Raw genomic sequence first — 9,474 nt, forward strand, 5'->3', positions numbered from 1 at the left:
TTACCGAAACACTGCTTAATGCCGGAGCCGGTGATGTGGTCTATTGCGATCCGCCTTATGAGCCCCTGGAAGATACTGCTGGCTTTACCTCTTACACCACGGAGCGCTTTACTCTGGCTCATCAGACAGAACTGGTTATGCATCTGGTAGCCGCTCATGAGCGTGGCGCTAAGATAGTGGTTACTAACAGCGGCGCAAAATCTATTGTTGAACTCTACGGTGATCATGGGTTCTCAATGCATCCGCACCGCGCAAGAAGGAGTATTAGTGCAAAAGGTGCTGGCCGAGGTTATGCCAGCGACATCATTGCCACCTTGTAGTGGGATACCTGTGAAGATAAAAGCTATAGGGCTTATGAGCAGGAAAGCACAGCCTTGAGAGGCTTAAGTAGTTCAATTTTCAAGATCAAATTACCGTAGTTAGAACTGAAAAAATCCTCAAAATTTTTCAACCAATGCTTATATGCGCAACATATGGGCATGATTTATGAAAAAAACAGCTACATATAGTGATTGATTGTACTTTTTGTTTTTAAAGTTCTAAACATGGCATTTACCAATGGGTGTGGTAAACTATCCACAGCATAGTTAACAATGTTTCATCTTCATTGTTAGATTGTGGATAACTACTGTATTAATGGGGAGGATACATGGCTAAATTCGAACTTCGACCTCTGTCAGATAGCCGTAAGGCGGACATTGCTCGTGGTGCATTAGCAAGAAATAGCGTCCCTGCTAGGTCTAACGGTTCAACGTCTTCTCGTTCTCCATCAATGCGTAGATCGCGAGATGTCGTACGCGAGATGATGAATAGCGCATTCAGGACAGTTGTAGCTAAAAGATAAATCTACTTTAGTAAATTAAAGCGCCTTGAATGGCGCTTTTTTATTTTGGATAAGCAAATGGAAAAGCTCTGGGTTTTTACTCAATTAGTTACAGGAAAAGACGACACTACTGGCTTTTTGGCTTATGCGCTTTATAAGCATGACAAAAATGAAATCGCAGAAAATTTGCGTTCAAAAGGCCTACATACCGAAGACCAAATTAACGCACAATTAAAAATCTTTCATGAGCAAACTGTTAATTCCTCTGGCCGAATTGAGGCTTACAAAGAAAAAGCTGAAGCCATCGTTACAGACTTAACAGATCAGATAGATGCCTCTGTCAGGCTTGACTATGAAGCGCAGATAGCCGGTGCTAATTCGCAGTATGACGAAATAGAACGGTTAAAAGCAGAAATACAAACTATAAAAGCATCACGTGAGACAGAACTAACAAAGGCTAAAGAAGAGGCTGTACTCAATTTTCATCGCGTGGTTGAATTTAACCAATTGCGTAAACACGGGCGTATTTACCGTTCATTAGGATGGTACTGGAATGGGTTTGCCAGTATTTTCGCCACAATAACCTTCGCTCTCGTTGTTTATGGAATTTGCACTTTGGCATTGCCTCAAAAATCCCGCGACGAAATTGTAGAAGGAGCATTTAGAAATCTTAAAGGGACTTTATTCCAACAGCCCAATATTCAGCTTAATAATGAAAAGAATGAAAACGCTAAGCAGTCTGGCACAACTGCCCCATAGTCTATTTTAGACATGAAATTGCCCCGCCATTAAGCGGGGCTTTTCCCGTAAAATAGTTCCTCATTCTAATTTCCAAGCGTGTCTTTTTAAAAATACAGTTTTTATTCAGTCACATATAACCCTCGCAACAGCAACCAAGAGCGGCAACTGATCCCAATATCGACGATGAACATCAATCATTGATGAGCGATTAAGCGTATTTTATCTGCTTTGCTAATTTCGGTTATAGCCAAAATCCCGCGAAAGCAGTATTTTTTTCCAGTGTGTTTCGCGACGGTCAATTTCACCTTTTTCAGCATTCAAATCCATGACTTCGAGAATTGCGAACGTGATATTTTTTAGTCGATTTTTACCGCCTGTGCCGAAAGCTTTCTTAAGAGCTACATTGCCGCCATGCCCAGAACCAAAATAATATTTCCATCGCCCCCATATCCCCTCGATTCCATTGGCTTTTCCAACATAGAGTTTTCCGCCGTCCCGATCTGTCAATACATAGATCCCTTTAACCAAAGATAATGCGGTACGCCAAGATTCTAGATTGAGTTTTAAGATTGAGCCGATGCTGTCCCGGTCCAACACAACGTTACGATAACCTGGAAACTCCTCAAAGGTCAGACGTTTTGGGGTAATGGTGCTGATAACTAGTTCGCTCCAGATTGATTCACCTAAGCGAATAAAGTTGCGGGCATTATTTTTAAAACTGATATACATCCTCCCAGCGAATTCTTCAGTCTTTGATATTTTCTTAAGATGGTATTTGTAATAATGTTCCTTACGGTTAGGGTAGGCTTTCTTCTCCGCATAACCTGTATTCTGAAATGCTCCTGCAAAAAGCCAAGTACCAGTCCCAGGAACTCTGATTAATGAAACAACATATTTGCGTTTAAAAGCCAGACGCTTCTGCAGGCATTGCCATTCATCGAAAGTTTTCTCTCGGAATTTAACTAGCGGATCTTCCTCATAATTATTTACTTGTGCAAGATGGATATTAGTGTTTTCTGGCGTAAGGCCAGGAATCTCTAATTTCAGATAATCAAAAAGCTTCATTTCTTAATCCAGTTAACTACTTGAGTTTATTATATTTTACCGCAAATTCGCGTTACATACCTGCACTCTATTAAGTTGTAGTTCAAAAATTAACACAGTTTGCTTTCAGTAACGTTCTCTTTACGCAGGTAACCTACTGATAGTTATACAAGATACTGACCTGATTTCTTTAAATCGATATAGATAATTATATTGGCAACGCTAATTCTTGGAACAAACTGGATTAGTAGTAAAAGCTGATGGACATTATCACCAGAGAAACTAGTTAAATGGGGAAGTAATTACCTGTATTGACAGCAAATATGAGTGAAAAACAAAGAGCCAACAGAAGCAACTCAGCACTTTTTTTGAAACTTAAAAGGAACCAATACAACACCACAAAGGAACTAAAAAGGAGCTATAATGGTGTCAAATTGGTACCATTAAGGAACCAATAAAGGGACATTTTTGGATTTTTTCCAATAGCCCTATAGGTATTGATTGACCAGCTTAATCCGTGCCTCTAAGGTTATGACAATTTCAGGCTTAATTCATTTGGGGTTGTCACATGATTATTCATGTTGGTAATGGTAAGGGCGGCTGTGGAAAGTCCACACTGGCCGTCAACCTAGCTATTGAGTATGCCCGCCGTGGTGAAGATGTACTTTATATCGATGGTGATAAGCAGGGTACAGGAACTCGTTTTTTTAACGACCGTAATGAAGCAGGCCACCAGCCGATAGTTCATGCCATTCAGAAGTTTGACAATATCCGCGATACCCTGCTCGATATGAAAAAACGTTACGATCGCGTGATTGTGGATACTGCAGGTCGTGATAGCCGCGAGCTGCGCACCGGCATGACTGCGGCTGATGTGTTAATCATGCCCTTTCGCCCTTCACAAGCCGATTTGGATCTTTTGCCCAGCATGGAAGAGCTGATTACTCAGGCGAAAGATTTAAACCCGGGGCTGCAGGTTCACGCGATTATCTCAATGGCACCGACTAATGTGATGATTAGTGAGACGCAGGAAGCACGTGCTTATCTGGCCGAGTATCCAGAAATTAATTTGCTTAAAACAATCATCCGCGATCGAAAGGTGTACCGTGATGCGCTGTCAGAAGGCAAAGGGGTAGTTGAAATGACTAACCAGCACGCTAAAGGCGAGATCCAGACGCTGGTGGAGGAACTCAAGAAATGGTAAAAGCACGAACTCGTCCCAAAGGTGATCAAGAGCCAGTAAGTCAACCAACGGATATTGAGAAAAAGGTTGCAGCTTTTGCTGCTGGTGCAGATCTTAATCCAGGTGATGTAGCGGCTCCTGCAGAACTGGATAAAAATGCTTCACGGGATCACAAATCGCTTCGTATTCCATTTAATGAGTATGAGTGGAAAGTGCTTGAAGAATTGTCACAGCATGAGAACCGTTCAAAGCTGAATATGGTACGGCAAGCGATCCTAAGAGAAGCAGAGAGGCTGGGGCTGCTTTAGTTCAATACTGAAACTTAAAAGGTACCATTGCTATACCAAAATAGTTCTTTATTGGTACCCTATTGGTGTTAATATGGTACCAATTTCATGCTTAATAGTTTATTTAAACTTCTCATATCGCAGCATCCACTATTCCCGTATTAACTACCTGATTTATATGTGCAAAAGCCAATTCATAGGTTGGCTCCGCCGCCTCAAAATTCACTTTCGATATGGTTCAACCTCTTCCCTTAATGAGAAAGTTAATCGTGAGTAATTCAGAATCGTTACCCCTCCATATGCAGCAATTGCACGAAGAACGCCAAAACTTAAAAGCGCGTATTTCATCTGCCTGTGAGTTTGCTGGCGGTTCGGTTTATCTGGCGATGTCCAGCTACGACCGCACTCTGTTTGATATCCAGTTGGCCACTATGAATGACTATCTGCGTCTGTTGAGTAAGCGCATAGATTGCGCCGCTGAGACGGCTATGCCGGTGGTGCCATGTCCATGATAGCCATCCAGGGGTCAGTATGTTCAGGTCACGGCGATTTTCCACCGCGTGAGGATGTTGACGGAGAACCGTTGCTAAAAATTAACGGTGTACCGGTGATGGTGGACGGCTGTGCTTTTGCCGAGCATAGCGATGGTACAGGCGTACATGCGGGAACGGCGGTCACTACCCGAGCATGGGTGACTATTAACGGAAAAGGCGTCATCTGCATGGATAATCCAGTGTCCTGTGGTTCAACCGTGGCGAGCGGAGATCCGCTGGTGGAGATTGCCTGATGCTCAATACTCCGGAACAACTCGCCGCCTTCCGAGAACTTAATCAATCCGGGTTTACCGCCTCCGCTTCAGTCACTTTGGCTATCAGTACCGCTGCCGCTGCAAAACTGCTGGCTGATCAGCTTATGGCGCTATTGCTACCGGATGTCACTTATCCGGATTCCATAACGGGATCGCTTAATGCTATTCGCACTGGCGTAAACATACTGAACAACGTGCACGCTGCTGGCGACGGTTTCGCATCGTATTTTGTGACATTCCAGTCCCTTTCTGAGCTGCTGAACATCAGTACAGGTTGGGCTTGCTATCTGAAAGGAGAAAGCCTGCCTGCGGAGAGTGCGCCAGCTTTAGCGGATGCATTAGGAGACACGACGGTTGTAGCTGATTTGCAAAAGGCTTTAGCTGCTGTCAATGCCACTTCCGTGGTCACTGCAATGAATGAGATCAACGCGACATTACCAACTGTCATTGCTGCCCCTGCAGGATCCTTTGACGCAGAAAAGGATCTTGAAGCCACCAGCGCCTCTCTAAGCGACGATCTGATAGCTTCCCTGGCTTCTGCGTGTAGCGAACTGGAAACAGGCTTAAAAACGCTTACAGACGTTTCTGCGGCGGTGATCAAACTCACCGCTAATGGTAAGCAGTCCGTCGAGCTCGCTAAACGAGCATTTTCATACGCTGTAAGCGTGGCGCTGCTGAATTCCATGAAGGGTAATGCTGCCATGAGCGCTGCTGTTGCTTCTGTAACACCTGCTGCTGTGTTAATTGCGCTGGATGGGGGTGAATGATGTGGACAGGTCTTAAAGCCGCCTGGATGACACTGGGCGCATTCAAACACGCCAAAGTTTATCTGCTTGCCGCGCTGCTGGCTGTTGGTATCTGGGCGCTCTTCGTTCTCCAGCAAAATAAGATTGATCGTCAGGCCCGTATTATTCAGTCAGCCGGTGAAACGCTTGGTCAGTCGCAACAGACAAACAAATTACTGCGTCAACAACTGGCTTCTGCTAGGAGTGATCGCACTGATGTGGAAAACAAACTGAGCGCGCTTAATGCCGCTCAGGCATCCAATGCCGAACACCTAAACGAGGTTAAACGTGAAAACGAACAGTTGCGCCAGCGAATGTATGAAGCGCAGAAGAACGCCCCTGGCGCTGATAGCCGCCTGTCTGGTGACGTTAAGCGGATGCATGAGCAGGCCATCCGAGAGTTCAACGAGAGATACGGTCGTGGTGCAGGAAACTCACAAGCCGGTGATCCTGCCAGCGCAGATGTGCGTGCTGCCGGTTGGCCAGCCTGATCGTTATGGCGATTATCCGGCAATGTTTCTGCCAGAGTTGATAAGTGGGCTGATAGCGGTGAATGATCATAACACTATGGTTAACCGCCTTAACGGCGCGATTTAGTAACGTAAAAACGCTCATGGTTATGGCTGTGTGCCCTGTTACATGGCCATAATCTGTTTCAGTTGCCGAAATCTAAGGCCTAGAATAACTGCTACAGAATACAGAGGTTTATATGTCAAAAAAAGATTCAAGAGGCCCATCTTCGAGTTATCCTGATAATGGCGGGAACTGGCCATCAACAACAGGAAGTAAGTCCGGAAAGGGAAGAGGTAACGCGCCATCCGGTAAAGGTTCATCCGGAAAATCAAAATGAGTTTTAACGCTGTGGGCCTGATCCGTGCCTACTTAGTTTCACGGTATGCATATCTATCCCGGCCCTGCTTTATGTGGGCCTCTGCTCCCTGCAAAAGGCACTTATCCACTTATCCACCGCGATATTTTTAATAGCTTTTTTATATTTTTATATATTTTAAACCTTTTTAGGCGGCTCGCAGCCCTTGCTGGATGCGGCTTGCGAAGGATCAATGTGTAGAGATTGCCCTCACAATATGTAGAAATTGCCCTCATAGGGTGTAGTAATTGCCCTCGCAGTATGTATTATTTGCCCTCAGCACGTGTATAAATTGCCCTCAACCAATCATGTTACTCACAGGGAACAAATGAGCTTAGATCCAACGGAACATAATAAGCAGGTTTTGGCGCTGGTGGAGTCAATCATGCCAGTGAGTAAAATCATTGCTCAGTCAAATGAGATGACTGAAGCAGCTTATCATCTAACTCGCGATCAAAAACGCATACTTTTCTTAGCAGTCGGTCGTATACGCAATGCCACAAAAGGCGGCGATCAATCTGCAGGCTTATGTGAGTTCACTGTTGCTGAATACGCAGATATGTATAATTTGCCCTCTGCAGAAGCCAGTAAAGACATAAGAACCGCGCTGGCAGGCTTTGCAGCAAAGGAAGTATGTATTTTTCGCCCTGAAGAAGACGAAGGAACCGAGAAAGGCAGTGAAGTTTATCCATGGATGATCAAAAAGGCTTACTCACCGCGTCGCGGCACTTACATAGTGCATCTTAACCCATATCTGATGCCGTTTTTCACCTCTCTTGAGAAGCGATTCACAAAGATAAAAATTAAGGATGTTGCCGGTATAACCAATCCCTATGCTATCCGCTTATACGAGTCATTGTGCCAGTACAAAAACGCTGAAGGAGCAGGCTTTGCAGTGCTGGGTGTAGACTGGATGATAGAGCGTTATGGACTGCCAAAATCCTACCTAAAAATGGCAGAATTTAAGCGCGGTTTTTTGGTGAAAGCCGTGAAAGAAATTCAAGAAAAGGCAAGGATGTCAATAAAATACAGTGAGAAGAAGACCGGTAATCGTATCACTCATTTTCAGTTTACCTATCAGCAAAACTGAGGGCTATTCTTACACATTTGAAGTTTTTTTATACTGAAAGCTGAGGGTGATTACTACACATAGAAGGGCAGAAAAGGTAGATACTGCCACCTCTTACCTTAGGGGCAATTTATACACATCAAATATATATTACTTTCATCAGTTTACATGGAGTTGATATGATCACTTTTGTAGAAGCCGACAATACACTTATTCTTGTTTATAAACCAGATGATATGAGCCCGCATTGGGTATTAGAATCGTTACGTGATTCTTCTGAGGTCACCATATCAAAATGCTTTTATTTTAAATCAAAGGATGTTATTAGCCCAGAGATTGATGATAAATTATCAGGGGATGAATCTATTTACTTTAAGCTTGGCAAGCTTCAAGGTAATTATTATTGCATTCCAGGCAGGATTTTAAGTATTAATAACAATTTGTTTATGGATAAGAAAATTTCTTTTGAAAGGAAACTCTTTATAGCTGAAAGACAAACCTCTATTTTTAGAAGGCTTGCATCACTTTTAGGCAAAAACACGCCTATAGTAATTGGTGGCAATCAAAATGGGGCTATACCAATAAATACTTTCAATGATCTTATCAAGAAGTTCCCTAATACCACTGAATTAAATCACTATGCAAACTCAAGGGTTTATACAATTCTTGCTCAATATTTAGATGGTATGAAAGATGCTAAAGGTAAGTATGAGGATTATTTAAACAGGAAAACTTTTGCAAATCTGCCAAAGCTAGATCTTGATGATTTAAACCAGTATGAGATTGAAAAGTATACATTAATCAGGGATATGATTAGTGATGCCTTGGTGAGCAAGAAGAATTGGTCCGAGAAAGATTGGCAAAAAATGATGGTCCAATTTATACCTTTGTTATTCCCAAAATATATCATGGTTCTTCAAAATGTAACCATAAACGAATATTATTCCAAGCCAGGAAAAAAACCTCACGTTATATTGATGTTGCACTTGTAGATGCAAGTGGAAATATCGATGTAATCGAAGTAAAGAAACCCTTTGATGATAAAATACTCAGTGGTAGTTTATATAGAGGTAATAGCATTCCGGCTCTTGAACTAAGCGGTGGCATAATGCAAGCCGAAAAGTATTTATTCCACCTTTCAAAATGGGGGCTTGAGGGCGAAAAAACGCTTACGAAAAAATATCAAAATAATTTACCAGCAGGCATGAGCATTCGCATTTCCAACCCAAAGGCAATAATAATTGCAGGGCGGGATAAAATAAAAGACTCTGATATGAATGACCAGCAAAAATTGGATTTTGAAATTATTAAAAGAAAATATGCAAAAATGATTGATATCATAACTTACGATGACTTATTAAAACGACTTGATAATACTATTGCAGCCTTAAAAAAATAATTATTTAAGCTTAACACTCTAAAATTTGCCTTCGTAGTTATACAATAAATTCATGGCGTTAGTAACTTAAGTAGGTTCTTACTGGCTTGCCAAGAATTAGGCGGATAAGATATGAGGGCGATTTTTACATCTTTCAGTCTTCTAACTTAAGTGCAGCATATAGCTTCTTAGATCTAACGATCCCTGCTTCAGTAAGGGTCAGCCACTTCCGATTGGAACTATCGCTTTCCCGCACCACCAGCCCGTGGCCGTCTAGGCGAATACAGGACGCACGGAAGTTGTTGGGGTAGATGGTGCCTACCTGTTCATTGATTATGCGTAGAATCGTTCGCTGGGGGACTGTATGGCGCCGGTTCAGGGAAAACTGATACAGCATAATTAAGGTTTGTTTCTGCACGGCTGATAAGCGCATAGGTGCCTCAGTACGGCGCGTGCTGACGGTAATTCACTAGCACGGCTAAAGATGT

General features: G+C 42.9%; 12 protein-coding genes. 11 read left to right on the plus strand and 1 reads right to left on the minus strand.

The genetic code is table 11. From position 1 onward, the window contains the following. Both C1Y41_RS19545 and C1Y41_RS19550 read left to right on the plus strand, forming a co-directional pair. The coding region (locus C1Y41_RS19545) for a DNA adenine methylase (RefSeq protein WP_199181704.1) at positions 1 to 320 on the plus strand (320 nt) is incomplete at its 5' end. Positions 321 to 901: 581 nt separating this feature from the next. Further along, on the plus strand, positions 902 to 1,582 hold the full coding sequence (locus tag C1Y41_RS19550; RefSeq protein WP_104086172.1) for a hypothetical protein: 681 nt from the start codon (positions 902 to 904) through the stop codon (positions 1,580 to 1,582). A 213-nt stretch (positions 1,583 to 1,795) separates the two neighbouring features. On the opposite strand, the gene C1Y41_RS19555 is transcribed toward C1Y41_RS19550, so the two are convergent. Beyond that, positions 1,796 to 2,629 carry a GIY-YIG nuclease family protein gene (locus tag C1Y41_RS19555; protein WP_104086173.1) on the minus strand — a complete coding sequence of 278 codons (834 nt, stop codon included), beginning with the start codon at positions 2,627 to 2,629 and terminating at the stop codon, positions 1,796 to 1,798. 547 nt (positions 2,630 to 3,176) lie between these two features. Here C1Y41_RS19555 and C1Y41_RS19560 point away from each other — a divergent pair. The 9 genes from C1Y41_RS19560 to C1Y41_RS20320 all read left to right on the plus strand — a co-directional run bounded on the left by C1Y41_RS19560 (position 3,177) and on the right by C1Y41_RS20320 (position 9,007). Continuing rightward, positions 3,177 to 3,812: a division plane positioning ATPase MipZ gene (locus tag C1Y41_RS19560; protein WP_104086174.1), complete on the plus strand. Its 636-nt coding sequence runs from the start codon at positions 3,177 to 3,179 to the stop codon at positions 3,810 to 3,812. After that, positions 3,806 to 4,099, plus strand: coding sequence for a hypothetical protein (locus C1Y41_RS19565; RefSeq protein WP_104086175.1), 294 nt, complete (start codon positions 3,806 to 3,808; stop codon positions 4,097 to 4,099). Before C1Y41_RS19560 ends, C1Y41_RS19565 begins: the two co-directional genes overlap by 7 nt. 248 nt (positions 4,100 to 4,347) lie before the next feature. After that, positions 4,348 to 4,590 (plus strand): hypothetical protein, encoded by a 243-nt coding sequence (locus C1Y41_RS19570; protein ID WP_146065247.1) that lies wholly within the window; start codon positions 4,348 to 4,350, stop codon positions 4,588 to 4,590. Then, positions 4,581 to 4,865 carry a PAAR domain-containing protein gene (locus C1Y41_RS19575; protein ID WP_104086177.1) on the plus strand — a complete coding sequence of 95 codons (285 nt, stop codon included), beginning with the start codon at positions 4,581 to 4,583 and terminating at the stop codon, positions 4,863 to 4,865. Before C1Y41_RS19570 ends, C1Y41_RS19575 begins: the two co-directional genes overlap by 10 nt. After that, the gene (locus C1Y41_RS19580) at positions 4,865 to 5,653 is read left to right on the plus strand and encodes a hypothetical protein (RefSeq protein ID WP_104086178.1); all 789 of its coding nucleotides are present in this window, start codon (positions 4,865 to 4,867) and stop codon (positions 5,651 to 5,653) included. The genes C1Y41_RS19575 and C1Y41_RS19580 overlap by 1 nt, the downstream gene beginning before the upstream one ends. Then, positions 5,650 to 6,162, plus strand: coding sequence for a hypothetical protein (locus C1Y41_RS19585; protein WP_104086179.1), 513 nt, complete (start codon positions 5,650 to 5,652; stop codon positions 6,160 to 6,162). The genes C1Y41_RS19580 and C1Y41_RS19585 overlap by 4 nt, the downstream gene beginning before the upstream one ends. A 762-nt stretch (positions 6,163 to 6,924) precedes the next feature. Then, the gene (locus tag C1Y41_RS19590; protein WP_199181705.1) at positions 6,925 to 7,629 is read left to right on the plus strand and encodes a RepB family plasmid replication initiator protein; all 705 of its coding nucleotides are present in this window, start codon (positions 6,925 to 6,927) and stop codon (positions 7,627 to 7,629) included. Positions 7,630 to 7,787: 158 nt separating this feature from the next. Beyond that, a complete protein-coding gene (locus tag C1Y41_RS19595; protein WP_233207470.1) occupies positions 7,788 to 8,600 on the plus strand; it encodes a hypothetical protein in 813 nt (270 codons plus the stop codon). 14 nt (positions 8,601 to 8,614) lie between these two features. Beyond that, positions 8,615 to 9,007: a Shedu immune nuclease family protein gene (locus C1Y41_RS20320; protein WP_369826847.1), complete on the plus strand. Its 393-nt coding sequence runs from the start codon at positions 8,615 to 8,617 to the stop codon at positions 9,005 to 9,007. The last annotated feature ends 467 nt before the right edge of the window (positions 9,008 to 9,474 follow it).

The sequence above is a fragment of the Pantoea sp. ICBG 1758 genome (assembly GCF_002928325.1).
GTDB lineage: Bacteria > Pseudomonadota > Gammaproteobacteria > Enterobacterales > Enterobacteriaceae > Pantoea > Pantoea eucrina.